Genomic DNA, 1,375 nt, shown 5'->3' with positions numbered 1-1,375 from the left:
GGTTCGGTGCTGGACTGGGTGATGCAGACGGAGCGCCTCAGCCTGCGTAAGGCGGCGGAACGGCTGAAAGCGGAGCTGGGCGACAATCCCGCCGTGGTGCCGCTGGCAACACCGGATGAACCGGAAATCTTCGCGGAAGATGAGGCGGGCCGTCAGCAACTGCTCTCCCGCGTGGTGGAGTTCTACCATCACACGCTGCTGAACGCGCCGGAAGCGGTGGCGTATCTGGAAAAGCGCCGCCTTAACCATCCTGAACTGGTCGCCGCCTTTAAACTCGGCTTCGCCAACCGCACGTTGCCTTACCGTCTGCCCGCCGTTAAATCACGGGCGGGCGAGAAGATCCGCGCCCGGCTTAAGGGTGTGGGTGTGCTGCGTGAGTCCGGGCATGAGCACTTCACCGGGTCGCTGGTTGTGCCGGTGATGGATCTGAACGGGCAGATCCGCGAAATGTACGGGCGCAAGATCGGCAATGATCTGCGTAAAGGCACGGCGTTACACTTGTACCTGCCCGGTGCTCACGGCGGTGTGTGGAATGAACAGGCGCTGATCGGGTCATCGTCGGTTGTCCTGTGCGAATCGCTGATCGATGCCATGTCGTTCTGGGTCGCCGGGGTCCGTAACGTCACGGCGGCTTACGGGGTGAACGGCTTCACCGATGAGATGCATCAGGCGTTCAGAAACCACGGCATTAAACAGGTACTGATCGCCTACGACAACGATCCGGCGGGCAATGAGGCGGCGGTAAAACTGGCTTCTTCCTTAGCCGCTTCCGGGATCGCCACGTTCCGGGTACTGTTCCCGGCGGGCGTGGATGCGAACGGTTATCTGTGCCAGGTGGCAGAGCCTGAACAGGCGTTCAGTGTGTTGCTGGATGGCGCGGTGTCCATGAGTGACCAGGCCGATGCGGAGAGTATCGCGCCGCAGGCCAGCGCGGAGCCTGCACACCTCACTTCATTAGCTGCTGAAGTCGCCGCGCTTCCGGCAGTCAGCGCCCCTGCGCCGGGCGTCAGCGTGGAAACCCTGGCCGATGGTGAACTGATGGTAGCCTTACCGGGCGAACGCTGGACCCTCCGGGGCGTAAGCCGCAAACCGAACGCGGCAGCAATGAAGGTTAACGCGCAGGTGCTGGACACAGACAGCGGCGTGGTGTTCGCGGATGCAGTGGACATGATGAGCGCCCGCAGTCGCGGCGGTTATGCGCGGGCCGCAGCGGCAGAGCTGGGCCTTGCAGAAGGCGATCTTCGCCGCTCGTTAGGAAAGGTGCTGCTGGCGCTGGAGCACTGGCAGGCCGCACCGGAGCCTGCGAACGTCGCCCCGGAGATGACGCCGGAAGATCGGGAGGCGGCGCTGGATCTGCTGCGCGACGAGTGTCTTG

Annotated in this window: 1 protein-coding gene; it reads left to right on the top strand. The window is 63.5% G+C overall.

What is annotated here, in order from left to right:
- Positions 1 to 1,375: toprim domain-containing protein (locus tag HEM79_RS22245; protein WP_183082726.1), on the top strand; the 1,375-nt coding region annotated here is incomplete at both ends.

The organism is Escherichia sp. 93.0816, from assembly GCF_013368855.2.
In the GTDB taxonomy this organism is placed as follows: domain Bacteria; phylum Pseudomonadota; class Gammaproteobacteria; order Enterobacterales; family Enterobacteriaceae; genus Escherichia; species Escherichia ruysiae.
The sequence above is the reverse complement of the archived record's forward strand: the minus strand, read 5'-3'. Positions and strand labels throughout refer to the sequence as shown.